Below are 22743 nucleotides of genomic sequence, written 5' to 3'. Positions count from 1 at the left end.
TTGTTGGTTTTGTGGGTGGGGGCGCCCCCCGCGATGGCATTCGACTACTGCCCGGTCTTCCCGGAAAACCCGGCAAAGCGCTTGTTGAACCCGGCCACCCGCCCTTCCACCGTGGTCTTGCGCTGCTGCCCGGTGTACACCGGGTGCGAAGCGCTGGACACATCCAGCGCCACGTAGGGGTAGGTCTGGCCATCGCTGTGCTGCTGGGTGCGATCGGTATCCACGGTCGAACCGATCAAAAAATACACATCGGCAGCGGTGTCATGGAACAGCACAGTGCGGTACGCGGGATGGATGCCTGCTTTCATGGTGGGTGCTCCTCGATCTCAAAGTGATACTTTATAACATATACTATCGCGAATGATTTTCGATACCCGCATTTTCATTTTTCCTGCGCCGCCCCAGGCTGGCCATGGGCCGGCCAGCGGGCTATGGTCGGGGTTCGCCCCAGGCCCTGAGCCTGACCGAGCCATTCGCAAGGACCCCGTATGAGCCTGTCACTTCTCAGTCGCTACGCCTTCTTCGCCGCCTGCGTGCTGTTCACCCTCGCCAGCCTGCCGTTGCTCCACCATGAGTGGTTGTGGCCATTCACCCTGGCCACCGGGGTGCTCAGCCTGATCGGTGTGTTCGACCTGCTGCAGCAGCGCCACGCGGTACGCCGCAACTACCCGATCCTCGGCAACATCCGCTACCTGGTCGAAGCCATCCGCCCGGAAATCCGCCAATACCTGCTGGAGTCCGACAGCGATGCCCTGCCGTTCTCCCGTGCCCAGCGCTCGCTGGTCTATGCCCGGGCGAAGAACGAAGCCTCGGACAAACCCTTCGGCACACTGATTGATGTGTACGAATCCGGTTTCGAATTCATCGGTCACTCGATGCGCCCGGCGCCATTGGCCGACCCGGCCAGTTTCCGCGTCACCGTGGGCGGCCCGCAGTGCACCCAGCCGTACTCGGCGTCGATCTTCAACATTTCGGCCATGAGCTTCGGTTCGCTCAGCGCCAACGCCATCCGCGCCCTGAACAAAGGCGCCAAGCTCGGCAACTTCGCCCACGACACCGGCGAAGGCAGCATCAGCCCCTATCACCGTGAGCACGGCGGCGACCTGACCTGGGAACTGGGCAGCGGTTATTTCGGCTGCCGCACCCCCGACGGGCGCTTCGACCCCGAGCGCTTCGCCGCCCAGGCGCGGAACCCGCAGGTGCGGATGATCGAAATCAAGATGAGCCAAGGTGCCAAACCCGGCCACGGCGGCATCCTGCCCAAGCACAAGGTCACCCAGGAAATCGCCGAGACCCGCGGCATCCTGATGGGCGAGGACTGCATTTCACCGTCGCGCCACAGCGCGTTTTCCACCCCCATCGAGATGATGCAGTTCATCGCCCAGTTGCGTGAGCTGTCCGGCGGCAAGCCGGTGGGCTTCAAGTTCTGCCTGGGCCACCCGTGGGAGTTCATGGGCATCGCCAAGGCCATGCTGGAAACCGGCATCCTCCCCGACTTCATCGTGGTCGATGGCAAGGAAGGCGGTACCGGCGCAGCGCCGGTGGAGTTCACCGACCATATCGGCGTGCCGCTGCGCGAGGGCCTGCTGTTCGTGCACAACACCCTGGTGGGCTTGAACCTGCGCGACAAGATCAAGCTCGGTGCCAGCGGCAAGATCGTCAGCGCCTTCGACATCGCCAGCGTGCTGGCGATTGGCGCCGACTGGGCCAACTCGGCGCGTGGCTTCATGTTCGCCATCGGCTGTATCCAGTCGCAGAGCTGCCACACCAACAAGTGCCCGACCGGGGTCGCCACCCAGGACGCCCTGCGCCAGCGGGCGCTGGTAGTGCCGGACAAGGCCCAGCGGGTGCTCAACTTCCACCACAACACCCTGCGCGCGCTGGCCGAGATGTTGGCGGCGGCGGGGTTGGAACACCCGGCGCAGCTGGAGGCCAAGCACCTGGTGCGGCGCATTTCGGCGACCGAGATCAAGCTGTTCTCGCAGATGCATGTGTTCCTCAAGCCGGGGGAGTTGCTGACCGGTGAGGTGAATGGGCAGTTTTATTCGCGGATGTGGCAGTTGGCGCGGGCCGACAGCTTCGAGCCGCACAGCGAGGTGGCGGCTTGAGGGGTGCGGGCTTGCCTTTCAAGGGGGTTGCGCGAAGGCCACCAGGTGCTTGCCCGGGGATTGGGTGAGGGCCACTAGGTGTTCGCCGATGCTTTTTCAGCGCCTATGAGATCGAGCGCCGCCCGCGCGGCGCATCGCTGGCAAGCCAGCTCCCACATCTGTTTCGGGCCAGTCACTCCTGAAAGTTCATCACTGTCCGCCTTGTTGGTTCGACTCGATATTGAGGTGGGCACCACTGGCGCCTCACCTGACTTGAGGCATGCACCAAGGCGGGCAGCGGTACTTCCACAGACATAATTGGCCCGAAACAAATGTGGGAGCTGGCTTGCCAGCGATGCGCCGCGCGGGCGGCGCTCGATCTCATAGGCGCTGCAAAACCTTCGCCTGGCACCTGGCCGCCCTGACGCGGTAGCCAGCCAGGCCCTCCCAAGGCATACCACTAAACCCGTAAGACATTTCCGAACCTGCAACCAAATGCTTCAGCCCAGAAGGCTTGGGAACTATCCTACGCACCTGCCGGAAGTTGCTGCGTTGTCGGGGAAATCCCTCAGGGCTAACTTCACCCGGTCGCCAAATTGGGTGACCGGGTGTGAGAACCCGACCTGCACTGCCAAGGCTTTAGGTTTATGGCAGCCATGCGCGGGCAGACTTCGGTCTGGCCGGCTTCAGTGCACCGGTTTCTCACCCCGCGTACGGCTGCCACCTTCATCCGTGAGAAAGATCGAGATGGCGGCTCCAGTAACGCACTGAGGTTTTGCCATGAAAAAGATCGTCCCCGATCCACCCCGTTTCTTCCCTTACCTGACCATCTCCGCCGACCTCACCCCCGAGGCCGCTCGCACCGAAGCCACCTCCCTGATGGCCTGCCTGCGCGAAGTCCTCGACATGTACTTCGACACCGATAGCGAAGAGCAGCGCCAGACCCTGCTCAATACCTGCGTCTACCTGAACCAGCTGCTCTACCCCCTGATCCGCCACGAAACGGGAGCGCAGCCATGACCACCCCGACCAACCATGGCAACACCTCAGGCACCACCACCTGCCTGGAGCTGTTCCGCATCCAGCCCGGCATCCCCTTCCAGCACGCTTTCGACGAGCTGTCGGTACTGCTCGGCTGCATCCGCCACCTCACCTGCGAAGCTGAAATGGAAGGCGACATGCTCGCCGGCAGTTCAGCGCGCATCCTCAGCGCCATGGCCAAGGCGTTGATCGATGACATGGAGCTGGGAATGAATCGCTCCGGTTGATCCAATGGCCTCATCGCGGGGCAAGCCCGCTCCCACGTTCAAATGCGTGGGAGCGAGCTTGCCCCGCGATGAGGCCCTCGCAACAGACACAAAAACAAAGCCCCGGCACTGGCCGGGGCTTCGTTGATCAGGCGGCGTTACTCGCCACGCCTTGCGCCTCTTTCGGCGCCAGGCGGAAGCTGTAGTACAGCGCCGTCAGCAGCACCAGGAACGCCGGGCCAATGTACAGCGCCACGCGGGTCTCCTCGAAGTACGCCATCAGCCCCACCACCAGCACCAGGAACGCCAGCGCCAGGTACGAGCTCAGCGGCCACAGCCACATGCGGTACTTGAGCGCATTACGCTCGGCAGTGGACAGCCCGGCACGGAACTTGAGCTGCGCCAGCAGGATCATCACCCAGGTCCAGATCGCGCCGAAGGTGGCGATCGAGGTCACCCAGACGAACACCTTCTCCGGCACCAGGTAGTTGGCCAGCACGCCCAGCAGCAGCGCGCCGATCGACAGCAGCAGCGCATTGCGCGGCACACCGCTCTTCGAGGTGCGGGCGAAGGTGGCCGGGGCCTGGCCGTTCTGCGCCAGGCTGTAGAGCATGCGCCCGGTGCTGAAGATGCCGCCGTTGCACGACGACAGCGCGGCGGTGATCACCACGAAGTTGATGATGCCGGCGGCGGTCTTGATGCCCAGGCGCTCGAAGGTCATCACGAACGGGCTGCCCTGGCTGCCGATTTCGTTCCACGGGTAGATCGACAGGATCACGAACAGCGCGCCCACGTAGAACAGCAGGATGCGCCAGAACACCGAGCCGATGGCCTGGGGGATGGTCTTCTGCGGGTTGCGCGCTTCGCCGGCGGTCAGGCCGATCATTTCCACGCCCAGGTAGGCGAACATCACCATCTGCAGCGACATCAGCACGCCGGTCACGCCGTTGGGCATGAAGCCGCCGTTGCTCCACAGGTTGGAGATGCCCATGGCCACGCCGTCATTGCCGAAGCCGAACGCGATCACGCCGATGCCGCCGAGCACCATGGCAATGATGGTGACGATCTTGATCAGGGCGAACCAGAACTCGAACTCGCCGAACGCCTTGACCGCGATCAGGTTGATCGCGCCCATGCTGCCCAGGGCCATCAGCGCCCAGATCCAGCGCGGCACATCGGGGAACCAGATGCCCATGTAGATGGCCACCGCGGTGATTTCGGCAACGCAGGTCACCAGCCACAGGAACCAGTAGTTCCAGCCGGTCAAGAAGCCCGCCAGCGGGCCGAGGTAGTCTTGGGCGTAGCGGCTGAAGGAACCTGCGACCGGGTTGTGCACGGCCATTTCGCCGAGGGCGCGCATGATCACCAGGATGGCCAAGCCACCGATGATGTAGGACAGCATGATGGCGGGGCCGGCCATTTCGATGGCCTTGGCCGAACCGAGGAACAGGCCGACGCCGATACAGGCGCCGAGGGCCATCAGACGGATGTGCCGTTCGCCCAGTTCGCGCTTGAGCGGGCCGCCCTGGGCGGACTCGCCGTGGGCAGGATGGTTGCCGACTGGCATAGCAATACAACCTCATTTTGTTATTGGATTTGACCTTCGTGCAGCACCGGCCGCGCCGATAGGCGCAACGTCGTCTTGCCAGGCGGCCTTGTGGGCCGGCCTGTCTGCCGCGCAGGTTGCGGGCAGGGCGAAGGGGCCGAGCAGTATAGGAAGCCACATGCAGGGCTTTTCACTATATAAAGCAGGAAATTTGGCGAGATTCCTCGGCCAAAATACCTTTCACGGAGGGGCATCACCGCCCTTCAGTGCCCATGCACAGGAATGGGGCAGCTACCTTAGCAACATTGCCGAAGAATGGAAGTCGCACCAAAGGCGCATGTTCGTACAGGCACCTTCGAAGCCTCCTACAAATTTTTCACCAAAGCCGACCACCGTCTAAGCTTCAGACAAGCAACGCGAAAATACCTGGCCGGACTCAAGACTATGGGCGCACTGTGGCAATCGGAACCAAGCAGTACGGAAGCACCCAAAGCACCCCAGGCTGAAACCCCACCGCCAAAACCTGCGCGCCAGCGCCATCTGTGGTGGCGGTTGATCCTGCTCATCCTGATCGTCGCCATGGCTGCCGTGGGCTACGCCGCCTGGCAGGAGATCCAGACGTCGCGCCTGCAATCGCGCGAATTCAGCAAACTGGCCAGCACCCTCACCTACCAGCTCGACCCCGGCCCCAGCGACGCCATCGTCTACCCCGGTGACGGCCCCTTCGACAAGCGCCTGGGCTACAGCGCCCTGGGCGAATTCCTGCCGCGCCTGCTCAAGCGCGACTACCTGATCAACCAGCAGGTGCGCTTCTCCCCGGCGCTGATGAGCTATGCCGAGCATGGTCTGTTCGTGCCCTACGTCGAGAAGATCCAGGCCGGCCTGTCGATCACCGACTGCCGTGGCGACACCCTCTACCAGTACAACTACCCGCAGCACCTGTACCCGAACTTCGCGGCGATCCCGCCAGTGATGGTCAACAGCCTGCTGTTCATCGAGAACCGCGAACTGCTGGACCCTGCGGACCCGAAGAGCAACCCGGCGGTGGACTGGCCGCGCTTCGCCAAGGCCGCCTACAGCCAGGTGGCCAAGTACCTGGCGCTGCCCGGCCAATCGGCCGGCGGCAGCACCCTGGCCACTCAGCTGGAAAAATACCGGCATTCGCCGGACGGCCTGACCGTGTCCGGCGCCGAGAAGATCCGCCAGATGATTTCGGCCAGCGTGCGCGCCTACCAGGGCGGGCCGGACACCACCGAGGCGCGCGAGCGCATCGTGCGTGACTACCTCAACAGCGTGCCGTTGTCGGCAGTGCCCGGGCACGGTGAGGTGCATGGCATGGCCGAGGGCCTGCGCGTCTGGTACGGCGCCGATTTCGACCAGGTCAACCAGGCCCTCACGTCCACCGCCAGCGACGAGAAAAGCCTGGCCGAGCGCGGCCTGGCCCTGCGCCAGGTGCTGTCGCTGATGATTGCCCAGCGCCGGCCCTCGCATTACCTGTCCAAGGGCCGCCTGGAGCTTGCCGATCTCACCGACGCGCACATCCGCGTGCTCGCCGCCAACGGCATCGTCGAGCGCCCGCTGGCCGACGCGGCCCTGGCCAGCAAGGCGGTGTACCGCGACTGGGTAGCCCAGCCGACCATCGTGCCGATCATCACCAACAAGGGCATCAGCCTGGCCCGCAACCGCCTGGCAGCCATGCTCAACCGCCCGCTGTACGACCTCGACCGCCTCGACCTGTCGGCCACCAGCACCCTGCAGGCCGACCTCAACGTGCAGGTCAGCCAGTACCTGAAGAACCTCGCCGACCCGGCGTTCGCCGCGCAGATGGGCCTGATCGGCGAACGCCTGCTCACCAGCAAGACCACCGACCAGGTCAGCTACAGCTTCACCCTGTTCGAGCGTACCGACGACGGCTCGCGGGTGCGGGTGCAAACCGACAGCACCAACCAGCCCTTCGACATCAACGAGGGCAGCAAGCTGGAACTGGGCTCCACCGCCAAGCTGCGCGTGCTGACCACCTACCTGGAAATCATCGCCGAGCTGCACGACAAGTACGCCGGCAAGCCGCCCGCCGAGCTGAAGAAGGTGCCGGTGGCCGAACTCGACCGCATCAGCCAGTGGTCGCTGGAATGGCTGATGCTGAACCAGAAGAACCAGAGCCTCGATGCCATGCTCGACGCGGCCCTGGAGCGCAAGTACTCGGCCAATACCGGCGAGGCCTTCTTCACCGGCGGCGGCATGCACGTGTTCAACAACTTCCGCAAGGAAGACAACAACCGCAACCCGACGCTCAAGGATGCCCTGCGCGAATCGATCAACCTGCCGTTCATCCGCCTGATGCGCGACCTGGTGCGCTACGTCACCTACCAGCAGCCGTTCAACCGCGAACCGCTGCTCAGGGACGACAGCGACCCACGGCGCCAGGAATACCTGGCGCGCTTCGCCGACCGCGAAGGCAGCAACTACATGATGCGGTTCTGGAAGAAGTACCAGCGCAAGACCTCGCAACAGCGCCTGGATACCTTCCTCGACAGCATGCGCGTCACCCCGCAGCGCCTGGCGGCGGTGCACCGCTACCTGTTCCCCGAATCGGGCCAGGAAACCTTCAACGCGTTTGTCAGGGCCCACAGCAAGGACGACAAGATCGCCATGGCCAAGCTCACCGACAGCCGCCTGGTGGAAATGTACGAAGCCTACGGGCCGGGCAAGTACGACCTGCCCGACCAGGGCTATATCGCCAAGGTCCACCCGCTGGACCTGTGGATGCTCGGCTACCTGCTGAAGAACCCCGGCGCTTCGCTCAAGGACACCCTCAATGCCAGCCGTTTCGAGCGCCAGGAGGTGTACAGCTGGCTGTTCAAGAGCCGCCACCAGGGCGCTCGCGACAGCCGCATCCGCACCATGGTCGAGATCGAGGCGTTCCTCGACATCCACAAGCGCTGGAAGCGCGTGGGTTACCCGTTCGACCACTTGGTGCCGTCATTGGCCACCGCCATCGGCAGCTCCGGCGACCGCCCGGCCGCGCTCTCCGAGCTGGTCGGCATCATCCAGAACGACGGCGTGCGCCTGCCGACCCTGCGCATCGACACCCTGCACTTCGCCCAAGGCACGCCTTACGAAACCCAGCTGCTCAGCGACCCCGACCGTGGCCAGCGGATCCTCCCGGTCGAGGTGGCCCGGGCGCTCAAGGGCGCGATGTCGCAGGTGGTGGACGCCGGTACTGCACGGCGCATCTCGGGCAGCTTCAAACTGCACGACGGCACGCCGCTGGTGATGGGTGGCAAGACCGGCACCGGTGACAACCGCATCGAAAGCTTCGGCGCCGGTGGCCGGTTGATCGGCTCGCGCTCGCTGAACCGCACCGCCACCTTCGTGTTCTTCCTTGGCGACAACCATTTCGGCACCCTCACCGCCTTCGTCCCGGGGCGCACGGCCGAAGCCTTCACTTTCACCTCGGCACTGCCGGTGCAGGTGCTCAAGGGCATGGCGCCGATCCTCATGCCATACCTGGAACCGAACAATCCCAACGCCTGCAAGGCACCGCAGGTGGCATTGCAACCCGTACGGCGCAACGACCTATCGAGTAACTAGATGATAATCATCTGCATTTGGGGGCTTGTCTTTAGATATATCTTGAGTAATATCTTGCGATATATCGAAACAGACGGAGCCCTTGCGCCATGCGCGACCATTCCTCCCATGACCCCTTCGAACGCCGCCCTGGCCGCGGCGAGCGTGGCCCGCGGGTGTTCGCCCCGGGTGACCTGAAACTGCTGATGCTGTCGATGCTGGCCGAGCAGCCTGGCCATGGCTACGACCTGATTCGCCAGATCGAGAACCTGTTCGACGGCAGTTACAGCCCAAGCCCCGGCGTGATCTACCCAACCCTCAGCTACCTCGAAGAAGCCGAGCTGATCAGCGGTCAGATTCAGGGCAGCAAGCGCCTTTACGCCATCACCGATGCCGGTCGCAATGCCCTGGCCGAGCAAGCAGTCGCCCTCGACGGCGTGCGCATGCGCATCGAAGTGAGCAAGCGTGCCCTGCGCGGCCATGACCGCCCCGCTGAAATCCATGAAGCCGTCGGCAACCTGCGCCACGCCCTGCACATGCACAGCGGCCGCTGGACGCCCGACGAGATCGAGCGGGTACGCACCCTGCTCAACGACACCGCCAAGGCCATCGCCTCCGGGCCGGCCGTTACGGAGAACACCCCATGAGCGACACCATCCATCGCGTCAACCATGAGATCCGCCAGCGCCGCCTCGTCGTGCTGCGGGTCACCGACCTGACCCCGCGCATGCGCCGCGTAACCCTCGGCGGCGCCGAGCTGGCCGGTTTCACCAGCGTCGGCACGGACGATCACATCAAGCTGCTGTTTGCCTGCACGCCCGAGGAGCAGGTGGCCATCGATGCGCGCAACCTGGGCCGCGACGGCGGCGCCCGGCCGACCATGCGCGAATACACGCCACGGCGCATCGACCTGCAGAACCTGGAGCTGGACATCGATTTCGTCCTGCACGGCGACGGCCCGGCGTCGACCTGGGCCGCCCAGGCCGCACCGGGGCAAACGCTGGATATCGCCGGGCCACGGGCCTCGATGGTGGTGCCGGATATTTTCGACAGCTACCTGCTGATTGGCGATGAAACGGCGATCCCGGCCATTGCGCGGCGCCTGGAAGAGCTGCCGGCGGGGCGCCAGGTGCTGGCGGTGATCCAGATCGAGGATGAACAGGAGCGCCAGCCACTGCCGAGCAAGGCGCAGGTCGAGGTGATCTGGGTGCGCCGGCATGCCGAAGACGTGCTGGAGCGGGTGAAGCACCTGGCGTTGCCAGATGGCCGGTTGTACGGCTGGGTGGCGCTGGAGAAATCCCTGACCCGCCAGGCCAAGGCATTGCTGCTGGAGAAAGGCGTGCCCGAGGATTCCCTCAAGGCCGCTGCTTACTGGCGAGCTGACGGCACCGCCGACGACGAATAAGGTTGCCAGTACTGCATTATCGCGGGGCAAGCCCGCTCCCACGCTGTGGACTACTCCTAAGGATTGGATTGGTGTTCAACTTCTTGGGGGCAGTCCAAGGGTGGATCAGCGTGGGAGCGGGCTTGCCCCGCGATAACACCAACAACGTCATGAAGGCCTGCGCCACCGGTCCAGCCCCAGCAATACCAGCCCGATCCCCCAGAACCCCGCCAGCACCCCCAGGGCATTGACCATCACCTGCCCATACCCCAACCGCGCCACATCGACGAAGGGATACGGATAGACCCCGATCTCATGCCCGCGCAACAGCACAAAGGCAAAATACAGCCCCGGATACAGCGCCCACATCGCAAGGTGCCACAACCGCAGTTGCCCCTTCGGCACCTCGAACCACCAATACAGGAAGAAGAGCACCGGCATCACATCGTGCAGCAGCTCGTCGGCCAACCATTGCCAGCCCTGGGGTTGCCACAGGTGGCGCAACAGCAGGCTGTAGGCCAGGCCCACCAGCACGATGCTGGCGGCGATGCACGAACTGACCGCAGGTGAGAGGAACCAGCGCCTGGCCGCCGACTCGCGACCGAACGCGGCGTGGCTCAATACCGTGGCCGCCAGGGTGTTGCTCAACACGGTGAAAAAACAGAACAGGTTGACCAGCCCGCCAATCAGGCTGGCCTGCGCCTGCCAGCGCGCCAGCAGCACCAGGTACAGCTGGATCGCCAGGCCCGCCCAGCCGAGCACGGCAGCGAGCGTCAGCCAGGGGCGGCGCGGCATCAGCCTTTGCGCTGCAGCTTCACATACAGCAGCTCGACCTTCTCCCGCGCCCAGGGCGTCTTGCGCAGGAAGGTCAGGCTCGACTTGATGGTCGGGTTGCTCTTGAAGCAGCGGATATCGACGCGCTCGGCCAGGCCCTGCCATTGGTAGTGCGCCACCAGTTCGGTGAGGATCTGCTCGAGGGTCTTGCCGTGCAGCGCATTGTGTTGGGCCGTGCTCATGCCAGTGCTCCAGGTTCGGGAAGGTGCGCACCTTACACGAGTGTAGTGGGGTAGTGGCATCTACGGCCTGCGCAGCTGTGCCCTGTAGGAGCGGCCTTGTGTCGCGAAAGGGCTGCAAAGCAGCCCCGGCGATCTATGCCATGGCCACGATCCTGGGGTCGCCACGCGCCCCTTTCGCGGCACAAGGCCGCTCCTACAGACAATTACGCCAGTCCACAAAGTGCTGGCCAGTACCGAACAGCTTGTGATGAAATGTTATAAAGTAACTATTAGCATTTCTGCCAAGGAACGCCCCACCCCATGCGTCACATCCCCCTGCACCTCTCCCCCCTCGCCGTAGCGCTGTGGCTGGCCTCGCCCGCAAGCCACGCCGTCGAGCTGCAACCCCAGGTGATCACCGCCAACCCGCTGGGCAACGCGCAACTGGCCGCCCCCAGCACCGTGCTCGAAGGCGACGCGCTGCTGCAACAGCAGCACGGCAGCCTGGGCGAGACCCTGAACAAACAGCCCGGCGTGGCTTCCACCTGGTTCGGCCCCGGCGCCAGCCGCCCGGTGATCCGTGGCCTGGACGGCGACCGTATCCGCATCCTGCGTAACGGCGTCGGTGCCCTGGACGCCTCGTCGCTGTCCTATGACCACGCCGTGCCGCTGGACCCGGTCACCGTAGAACGGGTCGAGATCGTGCGTGGCCCGGCCGCCTTGCTGTACGGCGGCAACGCCATCGGCGGTGTGGTCAACACCTTCGACAACCGCATCCCCGACGCGCCCATCGACGGCATCCACGGCGCCGGTGAGCTGCGCTACGGCGGCGCCGACACCACCCGCAGCAGCGCCGGCAAGCTGGAAGCCGGCAACGGCGCCTTCGCCCTGCACCTGGATGCCAACAGCCGCCAGTTCAACGACCTGCGTATCCCCGGTTATGCGCGCAGCTCGAAGGTGCGCGACGCCGACGAGCCCGGCAGCAAGCACCGCCTGGAAAACAGCGACGGTCGCCAGGACGGTGGCGCAATCGGCGGCAGCTACCACTGGGATCACGGCTACACCGGCCTGTCCTACAGCCGCTACGACAGCAACTACGGCTCGGTGGCCGAGCCCGGTGTGCGCCTGGACATGCAACAGGACCACTACGGCTTCGCCTCGGAGCTGCGCGACCTCGACGGCCCGTTCAGCTCGGTCAAGGTCGATGCCGGTTACACCGACTACCAGCACCGCGAGATCGAAAGCGGCGAAGTGCATACCACCTTCAAGAACAAAGGCTACGAGGCGCGCATCGAGGCGCGGCACCAGCCGCTCGGCCCGGTCGAGGGGGTGATCGGCGCACAGGTCAGCCGCAACGAATTCTCCGCCCTGGGTGAAGAAGCATTCGTCCCGCACACCGACACCGACAGCCTGGCGCTGTTCATGCTCGAACAATGGCAGGCCACGCAGCGCCTGAACCTGAGCCTGGGCGCCCGCCTGGAGCACACCCGCGTCGACCCCGATGCCAAGGGCAACGAAACCTTCGCCGCCGCCGACAGCGCCAGCAGCTTCAACGCCTTCAGCCTTTCTTCCGGCGCCGTCTACCAGCTCGACCCGGTGTGGGCGCTGGCCGCCAACCTGGGCTACACCGAGCGCGCCCCGACCTTCTACGAGCTGTACGCCAACGGCGCCCACGTCGCCACCGGCGCCTTTGAAGTGGGTGACGCCAGCCTGAACAAAGAGAAGGCCATCTCCGCCGACCTGGCCCTGCGCTTCGACAATGGCACCCACAAGGGCAGTGTCGGCGTGTTCTACAGCCACTTTCGCAACTACATCGGCCTGATTGGTACCGGCAACCTGCGCGAGGGGCACGATCATGACCATGACGAAGACCATGATCATGACCACGAGCACGAAGGCTTCCCCGAGTACCAGTACCAGGGCGTGCGCGCACGCTTCTATGGCATCGAGGCCCAGGACCGGTGGCAGTTGCTGGAGAACCGCTACGGCAGTTTCGCCCTGGAGCTTTCGGGCGATTACACCCGGGCGAAGAACCTCGACAGCGGCGAGCCACTGCCGCGCATCGCGCCTTTGCGCCTGAACAGCGGGCTGGTGTGGGAACTGGATCGCTGGCAGGCGCGGGTCGACGTGCAACATGCCGCTTCGCAGCACCGCAAGCCGGCCAATGAGACCAGCACCGAGGGCTACACCACCCTGGGTGCCAGCCTTGGTTATCGCTTCGATATCGGCCAGAGCCAGTGGCTGGCCTTTGTGCGGGGGGAGAACCTGACCGACCAGACGGTGCGCTATGCCAGTTCGATCCTGCGGGATATCGCGCCGGCGCCGGGGCGTAGTGTGGAGGTTGGTTTGCGCACTTCCTTCTGAGGTTCCTCTGTGGGAGCGGGTTTACCCGCGAATGCGGCAGTGGATTCAACATTGCATTCGCGGGTAAACCCGCTCCCACAGTGGCCCCTGTGCCTCGAACTGTTACCCGGTGAGCAACAATCCCCTGCGACATTTTGTCTTTTTTTCTTACAACTTCCCCTATATCCTCCCCGCCGCAAGCTGAATCGCTTCATCGAATACCTTTCGCAGCCTTTTCCCTTCGATGCTCCCACGCCTCGTTGCGCTTGCCGTTTCTTCAACAATCAAAAGATAGCGCTATCTCATGCTCCAGTTGCCCACTACCCGCTACGCCGGACTCGCCTTTGCCACCCTGCTCGGCAGCCTGTCCCCCACCACCAGCGCCAGCGAACTGTTCGCCAAGGACTCCCCCTGGATGCTCGGCGACTGGGGCGGCACCCGCACCGATCTGCTGGAAAAGGGCTACGACTTCACCCTCGGCTACACCGGCGAGATGGGCAGCAACCTGCACGGTGGCTACAGCCACGACCGCGCCGCACGCTACAGCGACCAGTTCACCTTCGGCGTGAACATGGACCTGCAGAAAATCCTCGGCTGGCATGACACCGAGGTCCAGCTGACCGTCACCGAACGCCACGGCGACAACATCAGCAACGACCGCATCATCGACCCACGCGTCGGCGGCTTCACCTCGGCCCAGGAAGTCTGGGGCCGCGGCGAAACCTGGCGGCTGACGCAGATGTGGATCAAGCAGAAGTACTTCGACGGTGCGCTGGATGTGAAATTCGGCCGCTTCGGCGAAGGCGAAGACTTCAACAGCTTCCCCTGCGACTTCCAGAACCTGGCGTTCTGCGGCTCGCAGGTCGGCAACTGGGTGGGCGGCATCTGGTACAACTGGCCGGTCAGCCAGTGGGCGCTGCGCGTGCGCTACAACCTCAACGACGAACTCTATGCCCAGGTCGGCGTGTTCGAGCAGAACCCGTCCAACCTCGAATCGGGCAACGGCTTCAAGCTCAGCGGCAGCGGCACGCAAGGCGCGGTGATGCCGGTCGAACTGGTGTGGAGCCCGCGGCTCAATGGCCTGAAAGGGGAATATCGCGCCGGCTACTACTACAGTAATGCCAAGGCACAGGATGTTCTGAAGGACAGCAACGGCGCCCCGGCCGCCATCAGCGGCGCCGCCTACCGCAGCAGCTCGAGCAAGCACGGCCTGTGGCTCGGCGTGCAGCAGCAGGTGACCGCGCAGGCGTCCGACCAGTCGCGTGGCCTGAGCCTGTTCGCCAATGCCACGGTGCACGACAAGAAGACCAATGCCATCGACAACTATGTACAGGCAGGTGTGGTTTACAAAGGGCCGTTCGACGCCCGCGCCAAGGACGACATCGGTTTCGCCCTGGCCCGTGTGCACGTCAACCCCGGCTACCGCAAGAACGCCCGCCTCATCAACCAGGCCGCCGGTCTCTACGACTACGACAACCCTGGCTACCTGCCCGTGCAGGACACCGAATACAGCGCCGAACTCTATTACGGCATCCACCTGGCCAACTGGCTCACCGTGCGCCCGAACCTGCAGTACATCCGCCACCCGGGCGGCGTGTCGCACGTCGATGACGCGCTGATCGGTGGCCTGAAGATCCAGAGCACTTTCTAACCTCCCCTTCCACTCTACGGAGAACAGACGATGAGCACTGACGGTGCCAACAATGGAACCCGCTGGCTACCGCGCCTGATGGGCGTGCTGCTGTTGCTGATGGGCCTGGCCCTGCTGGCCGGCGGCATCAAGCTGAGCCAGCTGGGCGGCTCGCTTTACTACCTGATTGCCGGGATCGGCTTCGCCCTGTCCGGCATCCTGCTGCTGGCCAAGCGCCGCATCGCCCTGGGCCTGTACGGCCTGGTGCTGCTGGGCAGCACGGTCTGGGCCCTGCTGGAAGTCGGCCTGGATTGGTGGCAGCTGGTGCCACGCCTGGCCATCTGGTTCGCCATCGGCGTGGTGCTGCTGCTGCCGTGGGCGCGTCGCCCGCTGATCGGCCCGGCTTCCAGGATCAACACCGCCCTGCTCAGCCTGGCCGTGGTAGCTTCCGGCGCCACCGCCGTGGCCAGCCAGTTCACCCACCCGGGCGAAATCCGTGGCGCGTTCACCCGCGACGACAGCGAAATGGGCAGCGCCGCACCGGCCATGCCGGACGGTGAATGGCAGGCCTACGGCCGTACCGAGCACGGCGACCGCTACTCGCCGCTGCGCCAGATCACCCCGCAGAACGCCTACCGCCTGGAAGAAGCCTGGCGCATCCGTACCGGTGACCTGCCGACCGAGAACGACCCGGTCGAGCTGACCAACCAGAACACCCCGCTGAAAGTGAACGGCATGCTCTATGCCTGCACCGCCCACAGCAGGCTGCTGGCCCTGGACCCGGACACCGGCGCCGAGATCTGGCGCTTCGATCCGCAGGTCAAGAGCCCTACCGGCACCTTCAAGGGCTTCGCCCACATGACCTGCCGTGGCGTCTCCTACTACGACGAGAACAACTACGTCAGCCGTGACGGCAGCCCCGCGCCGAAAATCACCGACGCAGGCCAAGCCGTGGCCCTGGCCTGCCCGCGCCGCCTCTACCTGCCGACCGCCGACGCCCGCCTGATCGCCATCAACGCCGACAACGGCAAGGTCTGCGAAGGCTTCGCCAACCAGGGCGTGATCGACCTGACCCGCGGCATCGGCCCGTTCACCGCCGGTGGCTACTACTCCACCTCGCCGGCGGCGATCACCCGCAGCCTGGTGATCATCGGCGGCCACGTGACCGACAACGAGTCGACCAACGAGCCGTCCGGCGTGATCCGCGCCTATGACGTGCACGACGGGCACCTGGTGTGGAACTGGGACAGCAACAACCCGGACGACACCAAGCCCCTGGCCGACGGCAAGTTCTACAGCCGCAACTCGGCCAACATGTGGTCGATCGCCAGCGTCGATGAAGACCTCGGCATGATCTACCTGCCGCTGGGCAACCAGACCCCCGATCAGTGGGGCGCCGACCGCACCCCGGGCGCCGAGAAGTACAGCGCCGGCATCGTCGCCCTGGACCTGGCCACCGGCAAGGCGCGCTGGAACTACCAGTTCACCCACCATGACCTGTGGGACATGGACGTCGGCAGCCAGCCGACCCTGGTCCACCTGAAGACCGACGACGGCATCAAGCCCGCGGTCATCGTGCCGACCAAGCAAGGCAGCCTGTATGTGCTCGACCGCCGCGACGGCACGCCGATCGTGCCGATCCGCGAGATCCCGGTCCCGCAAGGCGCGGTCAAGGGCGACCACACCGCACCGACCCAGGCCCGCTCCGACCTCAACCTGCTCGGCCCCGACCTGACCGAACAGGCCATGTGGGGCGCCACGCCGTTCGACCAGATGCTCTGCCGCATCCAGTTCCGCAGCCTGCGCTACGAAGGCCAGTACACCCCGCCGTCCGAGCAGGGCAGCCTGGTCTACCCGGGCAACGTCGGCGTGTTCAACTGGGGCAGCGTGTCGGTCGACCCGGTGCGCCAGCTGCTGTTCACCTCGCCCAACTACATGGCCTTCGTGTCGAAGATGGTGCCGCGTGAGCAGGTTGCCGAAGGCAGCAAGCGCGAAAGCGAGACCAGCGGCGTGCAGCCGAACACCGGCGCGCCGTATGCCGTGACCATGCACCCGTTCATGTCGCCGCTGGGCGTGCCGTGCCAGGCCCCGGCCTGGGGCTATGTGGCCGCCATCGACCTGTTCACCAACAAAGTGGTGTGGAAGCACAAGAACGGCACCACCCGTGACAGCACCCCGGTACCGATCGGCATGCCAGTGGGCGTACCGAGCATGGGCGGCTCGATCGTCACCGCCGGTGGCGTGGGCTTCCTCAGCGGCACCCTGGACCAGTACCTGCGCGCCTATGACGTGAAGAACGGTGAAGAGCTGTGGAAGGCCCGCCTGCCGGCAGGCGGCCAGGCCACGCCGATGACCTACACCGGCAAGGACGGCAAGCAGTACGTGCTGGTGACCGCCGGTGGGCATGGCTCGCTGGGCACCCGCATGGGCGATTACATCATCGCTTACAAACTCGCGGAGTAAGCTGCAAGCCTCAAGTTGCAAGCTGCAAGAGAACGTCGAACCAGCCCGGTCGCGCTTTTCTCTTGCAGCTTGAAGCTTGTGGCTAGAAGCTCAATGCTTGAAACCCATCCCTCCCCTCCCCATCTAAGCACCATAGCCATTCACGCAGGTGCCCCATGAGCGACCAGCAGGATTTCCCGGACCGCCCCGACGAACACAGCGAAGTCGAACACCCCGACCACGCCACCGGCGCCGGCCACCATCTCGCCCTGCCCGGCCAGCAACTGCCGGACAAGGTCTACGTTATCCCGATCCACAATCGCCCGTTCTTCCCCGCACAAGTGCTGCCGGTGATCGTTAATGAAGAGCCCTGGGCCGAAACCCTCGACCTGGTGGCCAAGACCCCGCACCACTCGCTGGCGCTGTTCTTCATGGACACCCCGGCCGAAGACCACCGCCACTTCGACACCAAGTCCCTGCCCGAGTACGGCACCCTGGTGAAGGTGCACCACGCCAGCCGCGAAGGCGGCAAGCTGCAGTTCGTCGCCCAGGGCCTGACCCGGGTGCGCATCCGCACCTGGCTCAAGCACCACCGCCCGCCCTACCTGGTCGAAGTCGAATACCCGCACCAGCCGGCGCAGCCCACCGATGAGGTGAAGGCCTACGGCATGGCGCTGATCAACGCGATCAAGGAGCTGCTGCCGCTCAACCCGCTGTACAGCGAAGAGCTGAAGAACTACCTCAACCGCTTCAGCCCCAACGACCCGTCGCCGCTCACCGATTTCGCCGCCGCGCTCACCTCCGCCACCGGCAGCCAGCTGCAGGAAGTGCTGGACTGCGTGCCCATGCTCAAACGCATGGAGAAAGTGCTGCCGATGCTGCGCAAGGAAGTCGAGGTCGCGCACCTGCAGAACGAGATTTCCGCCGAGGTGAACCGGCAGATCGGTGAGCACCAGCGCGAATTCTTCCTCAAGGAACAGCTAAAGGTCATCCAGCAGGAGCTGGGCCTGACCAAGGACGATCGCAGCGCCGATGTCGAGCAGTTCCAGCAACGCCTGCAGGACAAGACCCTGCCCGAGCAGGCGAAAAAACGCATCGACGAAGAGATGGGCAAGCTGGCCATCCTCGAAACCGGCTCGCCGGAATACGCCGTCACCCGCAACTACCTGGACTGGGCCACCGCCCTGCCCTGGGGCGTGTATGGCGACGACAAGCTCGACCTTGCCCACGCCCGCAAGGTGCTGGACCGCCACCACGCCGGGCTTGATGACATCAAGGAACGCATCCTCGAATTCCTCGCCGTGGGCGCCTGGAAAGGCGAGATCAGCGGCTCGATCGTGTTGCTGGTGGGCCCGCCCGGGGTGGGCAAGACCAGCATCGGCAAGTCCATCGCCGAATCCCTCGGCCGGCCGTTCTACCGCTTCAGCGTCGGCGGCATGCGCGACGAGGCCGAGATCAAGGGCCACCGCCGCACCTACATCGGCGCCCAGCCGGGCAAGCTGGTGCAGGCGCTGAAGGAGGTCGAGGTGATGAACCCGGTGATCATGCTCGATGAGATCGACAAGATGGGCCAAAGCTACCAGGGCGACCCCGCCTCGGCGCTGCTGGAAACCCTCGACCCCGAGCAGAACGTCGATTTCCTCGACCATTACCTGGACCTGCGCCTGGACCTGTCCAAAGTGCTGTTCGTCTGCACCGCCAACACCCTGGACTCGATCCCCGGGCCGTTGCTCGACCGCATGGAAGTGATCCGCCTGTCCGGCTACATCACCGAAGAAAAACTGGCCATCGCCAAGCGCCACCTGTGGCCCAAGCAGCTGGAAAAGGCCGGTGTCTCGAAGAGCAGCCTGAGCATCAGCGACAGCGCCCTGCGAACGGTGATCGAGGGCTATGCCCGCGAGGCTGGCGTGCGCCAGCTGGAAAAACAACTGGGCAAGCTGGTGCGCAAGGCGGTGGTCAAGCTCCTGGAAGACCCGGGCGCCAAGCTGAAGATCGGCAACAAGGAGCTCGAGCCAGCCCTCGGCATGCCGGTGTTCCGCAGCGAACAGGTGCTGGCCGGCAAGGGCGTGATCACCGGCCTGGCCTGGACCAGCATGGGCGGCGCCACCCTGCCGATCGAGGCCACGTGCATCCACACCCTCAACCGCGGCCTCAAGCTCACCGGCCAGTTGGGGGATGTGATGAAGGAGTCGGCGGAAATCGCCTACAGCTATGTCAGCTCCAACCTGAAGCAGTACGGTGGCACGCCGGGCTTCTTCAACGAGGCCTTCATTCACCTGCACGTGCCCGAAGGCGCCACCCCCAAGGATGGCCCCAGCGCTGGTGTGACCATGGCCAGCGCGCTGTTGTCGCTGGCCCGTGACCAGGTGCCGAAGAAAGGCGTGGCCATGACCGGCGAGTTGACCCTGACCGGGCAGGTGCTGCCCATTGGCGGCGTGCGCGAGAAGGTGATTGCCGCGCGCCGGCAGAAAATCTTCGAGCTGATCCTGCCCGAGGCCAACCGTGGCGATTTCGCCGAGTTGCCGGAGTATCTGAAGGAAGGGCTGACCGTGCACTTCGCCAAGCGCTTTGCCGACGTGGCGAAAGTGTTGTTCTGATTGATCCCAATCGCGGGGCAAGCCCGCTCCCACGCGTGCTCAACCGTGGGAGCGGCGGTTCGGCGCCCCGACTTGCCCCGCGATGAGGCCGGCACAGGCAGCACAACTTCGGTTATCCTCTGGCAACTTCAGCCTCAGGAGCCAACATGACCCTCCCTCGTCTGCTCGTTCCCCTGGGCCTCGCCCTGCTCACCGCCTGCGCGCAACAGCCGCTACGCAACGTCGAACTGGACGCCGAAAGCGAATGCCCGACGCGCCTGCAGGTTGGCCAGACCATGACCCTCACCCTGCCCAGCAACCCCAGCACCGGTTACCGCTGGCTGTTGCAGAACCCGGCGCCGGAAATCCTCCGGGCCCTCGGCCCCGAGGTCTACAGCACCCCCGAGGAAGCCGGTATCGTCGGCAGCGGCGGGACCTCCACCTGGCGCTTCCAGGCCAAGACCGCCGGCGAGGGCCACCTGATCCTGGTCTACCAGCAGCCCTGGGCCCCGGAAGTGCGCCCGGTGCAGACCTTCGATTGCGCCATTCGGGTCAAGTAAGCCAGCGGCGCCGGTCAGCCAGTCATGCAAGCTTGCCGTGGTTTGGCTAGAATGCCGCCCCTGTAGATTGCCAGCCGCCCGGACCCTTCGTGAGCAAACAACCCGACCGCCTTTTCGCCCAGCCCCTGGAGCAGGTACCCGACTTCGTTTTCAACGAGGACGTGGTGCAAGTGTTCCCGGACATGATCAAGCGCTCGGTGCCCGGTTACCCGACCATCGTCGAGAACCTCGGCGTGCTGGCCGCGCGCTTCGCCCAGCCGAATACAGCGCTGTACGACCTCGGCGCCTCGCTGGGCGCGGTGACCCAGGCCCTGCGCCGGCATGTGCGCACCGAGGGTTGCCGGGTGATTGCCGTGGACAACTCCGCGGCCATGGTCGAGCGCTGCCGCCAGTACCTCACGGCCCAGGACTCGATGTTCCAGGAGCTGTTGCCGGTACAGGTGCTGGAGGCCGACATCCTGTCGTTGCCGTTCGAGCCCGCCTCGGTGGTGGCGATGAACTTCACCCTGCAGTTCATCGCCCCCGAACAGCGCCTGGAGTTGCTCGGCCGCATTCGCCAGGCCCTGCTGCCGGGCGGTGCGCTGATCCTCTCGGAAAAGCTGCGCTTCGCCGACGACCAGCAACAGCAACTGCTCAACGACCTGCACCTGGACTTCAAGCGGGCCAATGGCTACAGCGAACTGGAAATCGCCCAGAAGCGCAGCGCCATCGAAAACGTGATGAAGCCCGATACGTTGGAAACCCATGCCGAGCGCCTGCGCGCCGCCGGCTTCTCCAAGGTCGTGCCCTGGTTCCAATGCCTTAACTTCGCCTCGCTGATAGCCCTGCCATGATCGATCTGTCCCCTCTCGTCCGCCGCCTGGCGGGCACGCCCCTCGCCACCTGGTCCCAAGGCCTGCAGGCACAACTGCAAACCAAGCTGGAAAAGGGCCACGGCGACCTCGACCGCTGGCGCGGCGCGCTCGAAGCGCTGCCACGACTGACGCCAAGCGAGATCGACCTGGTCGACGGCCTGCGCCTGGACTGCGACTGCGACGACGCCACCCGGGAGCAGATGCGCCAGGCCTTGATGGGGTTGTCGCCTTGGCGCAAGGGGCCGTTCGACCTGTTCGGCGTGCACGTCGACACCGAATGGCGCTCGGACTGGAAATGGTCGCGGGTCGGCCCGCACCTGGACCTTAAGGGCAAGCGCGTACTCGATGTGGGTTGCGGCAACGGCTACTACCAGTGGCGCATGCTCGGCGCCGGTGCCGACATGGTCATCGGGGTCGACCCCAACTGGCTGTTCTTCTGCCAGTTCCAGGCGGTGCAGCAGTACCTGCCGGACTTGCCGGCCTGGCACCTGCCGTTCGCCCTGGAGGAACTGCCGGCCAACCTGGAAGGTTTCGACACGGTGTTCTCCATGGGCGTGTTCTACCACCGCCGTTCGCCCATCGAGCACCTGCTGGCGCTCAAGGATTGCCTGGTGAAAGGTGGCGAACTGGTGCTGGAAACCCTGGTGATCGAGGGCGATGAAAACCAGGTGCTGGTGCCCGAGGACCGTTATGCGCAGATGCGCAACGTGTGGTTCCTGCCGTCGGTGCCGGCGTTGGAGCGCTGGCTGCGCCGCGCGGGGTTCAGCGATGTGCGCTGCGTCGATGTCAGCGTTACCAGCGTCGAGGAACAGCGCAGCACCGAGTGGATGCGCTACCAGTCGCTGGGCGACTTCCTCGACCCGAACGACCACGGTAAGACCATCGAAGGCCTGCCGGCCCCGCGCCGCGCCACGCTGCTGGCGCGCAAATAAAAAGGGCGCCCTGAAGGGTAATGCCAGTCAGTTAGCGCTTCATCGCACTTGTTGGGGCTGCTTTGCAGCCCTTCGCGGGTAAACCCGCTCCCACAGGCGTTGGATGCCCTGTGGGAGCGGGTTTACCCGCGAAGGGTAGCGCCGCGACCCCACATGGCTTGACTGACTGGCATTACCCTGAAGGGGCGCCTGAATACACCTGCGGCGAGGAGCTGTCGCGGCGCAGGTGGTGGTTACTCAATCCTTGGCCAGCTCACGGGCCTTTTCTTCGGCCTTGCGCTCGCGTTCGGCCACGGCCTCTTGCTTGTCGCCGTAAAGGCGCGCCTGGTCCTCGCGGAACGCCTGCCAGAACTGCTTCGACCGCTCCGCGCCACCCTCGGCGAAAACGCTGGTGCTGCCCAGGGCGAGGATCGCCAGCAGCAGGTATTTGCTCAGGTTCATCGTGCTTGCCTCGTGATAACCGTATCGACAGGGCCATCATCGCAAGGGGCAGCTAACGCCAAGGTGAGCAGGACATTACAGTCTTGCAAGGCGGCCCCTTCGCGGGGCAAGCCCGCTCCCACGAGATCAATGGAGC

The 22743-nt window shown here is 64.8% G+C and carries 18 protein-coding genes; 13 read left to right on the top strand and 5 right to left on the bottom strand.

Going from position 1 to position 22743, the window contains the following annotated elements; translation table 11 throughout:
• Window positions 1-44: 44 nt before the first annotated feature.
• Window positions 45-308: a type B 50S ribosomal protein L31 gene (locus tag ABE459_RS07710; RefSeq protein ID WP_110995121.1), complete on the bottom strand. Its 264-nt coding sequence runs from the start codon at window positions 306-308 to the stop codon at window positions 45-47.
• Between the two features lie 180 nt (window positions 309-488).
• Between ABE459_RS07710 and ABE459_RS07705 the strand changes: the two genes are divergently transcribed.
• The 3 genes from ABE459_RS07705 (at window position 489) to ABE459_RS07695 (ending at window position 3355) form a co-directional block, all read left to right on the top strand.
• A complete protein-coding gene (locus tag ABE459_RS07705) occupies window positions 489-2108 on the top strand; it encodes an FMN-binding glutamate synthase family protein (RefSeq protein ID WP_323831854.1) in 1620 nt (539 codons plus the stop codon).
• A gap of 759 nt (window positions 2109-2867) precedes the next feature.
• Window positions 2868-3107, top strand: a complete 240-nt coding sequence (locus ABE459_RS07700; RefSeq protein ID WP_323831856.1) for a hypothetical protein — start codon at window positions 2868-2870, stop codon at window positions 3105-3107.
• A complete protein-coding gene (locus ABE459_RS07695; protein WP_125462832.1) occupies window positions 3104-3355 on the top strand; it encodes a DUF3077 domain-containing protein in 252 nt (83 codons plus the stop codon). Before ABE459_RS07700 ends, ABE459_RS07695 begins: the two co-directional genes overlap by 4 nt.
• 127 nt (window positions 3356-3482) lie before the next feature.
• Here ABE459_RS07695 and ABE459_RS07690 read toward each other — a convergent pair whose 3' ends face one another.
• Window positions 3483-4901 carry an amino acid permease gene (locus ABE459_RS07690; RefSeq protein ID WP_125462831.1) on the bottom strand — a complete coding sequence of 473 codons (1419 nt, stop codon included), beginning with the start codon at window positions 4899-4901 and terminating at the stop codon, window positions 3483-3485.
• A gap of 423 nt (window positions 4902-5324) precedes the next feature.
• On the opposite strand from ABE459_RS07690, the gene ABE459_RS07685 reads away from it, so the two are divergent.
• The 3 genes from ABE459_RS07685 to ABE459_RS07675 all read left to right on the top strand — a co-directional run bounded on the left by ABE459_RS07685 (window position 5325) and on the right by ABE459_RS07675 (window position 9855).
• Window positions 5325-8471, top strand: coding sequence for a transglycosylase domain-containing protein (locus ABE459_RS07685; protein WP_323831858.1), 3147 nt, complete (start codon window positions 5325-5327; stop codon window positions 8469-8471).
• Between the two features lie 89 nt (window positions 8472-8560).
• Complete coding sequence (locus ABE459_RS07680; protein WP_323831860.1) at window positions 8561-9097, top strand: PadR family transcriptional regulator; 537 nt, start codon at window positions 8561-8563, stop codon at window positions 9095-9097.
• Entirely contained in the window at window positions 9094-9855 is a 762-nt protein-coding gene (locus tag ABE459_RS07675) for a siderophore-interacting protein (protein ID WP_323831862.1), read from the top strand. The genes ABE459_RS07680 and ABE459_RS07675 overlap by 4 nt, the downstream gene beginning before the upstream one ends.
• Window positions 9856-10002: 147 nt before the next feature.
• On the opposite strand, the gene ABE459_RS07670 is transcribed toward ABE459_RS07675, so the two are convergent.
• Together ABE459_RS07670 and ABE459_RS07665 are read right to left on the bottom strand one after the other, a co-directional pair.
• A complete protein-coding gene (locus tag ABE459_RS07670) occupies window positions 10003-10629 on the bottom strand; it encodes a Pr6Pr family membrane protein (RefSeq protein ID WP_323831864.1) in 627 nt (208 codons plus the stop codon).
• On the bottom strand, window positions 10629-10850 hold the full coding sequence (locus ABE459_RS07665; RefSeq protein ID WP_110995111.1) for a VF530 family protein: 222 nt from the start codon (window positions 10848-10850) through the stop codon (window positions 10629-10631). The genes ABE459_RS07670 and ABE459_RS07665 overlap by 1 nt, the downstream gene beginning before the upstream one ends.
• A gap of 300 nt (window positions 10851-11150) precedes the next feature.
• On the opposite strand from ABE459_RS07665, the gene ABE459_RS07660 reads away from it, so the two are divergent.
• The 7 genes from ABE459_RS07660 (at window position 11151) to cmoB (ending at window position 22166) form a co-directional block, all read left to right on the top strand.
• Entirely contained in the window at window positions 11151-13193 is a 2043-nt protein-coding gene (locus tag ABE459_RS07660) for a TonB-dependent receptor (RefSeq protein WP_346648004.1), read from the top strand.
• A 283-nt stretch (window positions 13194-13476) separates the two neighbouring features.
• A complete protein-coding gene (locus tag ABE459_RS07655) occupies window positions 13477-14823 on the top strand; it encodes a carbohydrate porin (RefSeq protein ID WP_323831343.1) in 1347 nt (448 codons plus the stop codon).
• A 30-nt stretch (window positions 14824-14853) separates the two neighbouring features.
• Complete coding sequence (locus ABE459_RS07650; protein ID WP_323831345.1) at window positions 14854-17265, top strand: glucose/quinate/shikimate family membrane-bound PQQ-dependent dehydrogenase; 2412 nt, start codon at window positions 14854-14856, stop codon at window positions 17263-17265.
• Window positions 17266-17420: 155 nt separating this feature from the next.
• On the top strand, window positions 17421-19841 hold the full coding sequence (lon, locus tag ABE459_RS07645) for an endopeptidase La (protein WP_323831347.1): 2421 nt from the start codon (window positions 17421-17423) through the stop codon (window positions 19839-19841).
• Window positions 19842-19987: 146 nt separating this feature from the next.
• Window positions 19988-20380: a protease inhibitor I42 family protein gene (locus ABE459_RS07640; RefSeq protein WP_323831349.1), complete on the top strand. Its 393-nt coding sequence runs from the start codon at window positions 19988-19990 to the stop codon at window positions 20378-20380.
• Window positions 20381-20469: 89 nt separating this feature from the next.
• Window positions 20470-21213 carry a carboxy-S-adenosyl-L-methionine synthase CmoA gene (gene cmoA, locus ABE459_RS07635; protein ID WP_125462821.1) on the top strand — a complete coding sequence of 248 codons (744 nt, stop codon included), beginning with the start codon at window positions 20470-20472 and terminating at the stop codon, window positions 21211-21213.
• On the top strand, window positions 21210-22166 hold the full coding sequence (gene cmoB / locus ABE459_RS07630) for a tRNA 5-methoxyuridine(34)/uridine 5-oxyacetic acid(34) synthase CmoB (protein WP_323831352.1): 957 nt from the start codon (window positions 21210-21212) through the stop codon (window positions 22164-22166). The genes cmoA and cmoB overlap by 4 nt, the downstream gene beginning before the upstream one ends.
• A 237-nt stretch (window positions 22167-22403) precedes the next feature.
• Here the strand turns inward: cmoB and ABE459_RS07625 are convergent, their stop codons facing one another.
• Window positions 22404-22607 (bottom strand): hypothetical protein, encoded by a 204-nt coding sequence (locus ABE459_RS07625; protein WP_125462819.1) that lies wholly within the window; start codon window positions 22605-22607, stop codon window positions 22404-22406.
• Between the last annotated feature and the right edge of the window lie 136 nt (window positions 22608-22743).

This window comes from Pseudomonas sp. TWI923 (assembly GCF_039673365.1).
Lineage (GTDB): Bacteria > Pseudomonadota > Gammaproteobacteria > Pseudomonadales > Pseudomonadaceae > Aquipseudomonas > Aquipseudomonas sichuanensis.
This window is presented reverse-complemented; position numbering and strand designations above follow the sequence as displayed.

Coding starts and splice junctions, on each gene's coding strand:
- ABE459_RS07710 (WP_110995121.1), bottom strand. CDS start 308: ATGAAAGCAGGCATCCATCCCGCGTACCGCACTGTGCTGTTCCATGAC.
- ABE459_RS07705 (WP_323831854.1), top strand. CDS start 489: ATGAGCCTGTCACTTCTCAGTCGCTACGCCTTCTTCGCCGCCTGCGTG.
- ABE459_RS07700 (WP_323831856.1), top strand. CDS start 2,868: ATGAAAAAGATCGTCCCCGATCCACCCCGTTTCTTCCCTTACCTGACC.
- ABE459_RS07695 (WP_125462832.1), top strand. CDS start 3,104: ATGACCACCCCGACCAACCATGGCAACACCTCAGGCACCACCACCTGC.
- ABE459_RS07690 (WP_125462831.1), bottom strand. CDS start 4,901: ATGCCAGTCGGCAACCATCCTGCCCACGGCGAGTCCGCCCAGGGCGGC.
- ABE459_RS07685 (WP_323831858.1), top strand. CDS start 5,325: ATGGGCGCACTGTGGCAATCGGAACCAAGCAGTACGGAAGCACCCAAA.
- ABE459_RS07680 (WP_323831860.1), top strand. CDS start 8,561: ATGCGCGACCATTCCTCCCATGACCCCTTCGAACGCCGCCCTGGCCGC.
- ABE459_RS07675 (WP_323831862.1), top strand. CDS start 9,094: ATGAGCGACACCATCCATCGCGTCAACCATGAGATCCGCCAGCGCCGC.
- ABE459_RS07670 (WP_323831864.1), bottom strand. CDS start 10,629: ATGCCGCGCCGCCCCTGGCTGACGCTCGCTGCCGTGCTCGGCTGGGCG.
- ABE459_RS07665 (WP_110995111.1), bottom strand. CDS start 10,850: ATGAGCACGGCCCAACACAATGCGCTGCACGGCAAGACCCTCGAGCAG.
- ABE459_RS07660 (WP_346648004.1), top strand. CDS start 11,151: ATGCGTCACATCCCCCTGCACCTCTCCCCCCTCGCCGTAGCGCTGTGG.
- ABE459_RS07655 (WP_323831343.1), top strand. CDS start 13,477: ATGCTCCAGTTGCCCACTACCCGCTACGCCGGACTCGCCTTTGCCACC.
- ABE459_RS07650 (WP_323831345.1), top strand. CDS start 14,854: ATGAGCACTGACGGTGCCAACAATGGAACCCGCTGGCTACCGCGCCTG.
- lon (WP_323831347.1), top strand. CDS start 17,421: ATGAGCGACCAGCAGGATTTCCCGGACCGCCCCGACGAACACAGCGAA.
- ABE459_RS07640 (WP_323831349.1), top strand. CDS start 19,988: ATGACCCTCCCTCGTCTGCTCGTTCCCCTGGGCCTCGCCCTGCTCACC.
- cmoB (WP_323831352.1), top strand. CDS start 21,210: ATGATCGATCTGTCCCCTCTCGTCCGCCGCCTGGCGGGCACGCCCCTC.
- ABE459_RS07625 (WP_125462819.1), bottom strand. CDS start 22,607: ATGAACCTGAGCAAATACCTGCTGCTGGCGATCCTCGCCCTGGGCAGC.